The following is a 238-nucleotide window of genomic DNA, read 5'->3' as shown; positions in this document are numbered from 1 at the left end:
GGGGGGGGGGGAGCCGTATGCGACGGCGTGGCGGAGCCGTTCGGCGGGATCGAGTCCGGCCAGCTCCGCGACGAGATAGCCGGCGAGGGAGGAGTCGCCGGCGCCGACGGTGCTGCGCGCGGTCACGGGGCCGGGGACTGCGTGCCACGCACCCTCGTCGGTGACCAGGACCGCGCCCGCCGCGCCGAGTGTGGCCAGTACCGCCCCGACGCCACGTTCGACCAGTCGTCGTCCTGCC

Annotated in this window: 1 protein-coding gene; it reads right to left on the bottom strand. The window is 76.5% G+C overall.

The genetic code is table 11. The features are described from left to right. Positions 1–238: PfkB family carbohydrate kinase (locus tag OEY_RS28005; protein WP_010592634.1), on the bottom strand; the 238-nt coding region annotated here is incomplete at both ends.

This window comes from Rhodococcus sp. P14 (genome assembly GCF_000256505.1).
GTDB classification, from domain to species: domain Bacteria; phylum Actinomycetota; class Actinomycetes; order Mycobacteriales; family Mycobacteriaceae; genus Rhodococcus; species Rhodococcus ruber.
Note: the sequence above shows the minus strand (reverse complement) of the source record. Positions and strands in the feature narration are given on the sequence as shown.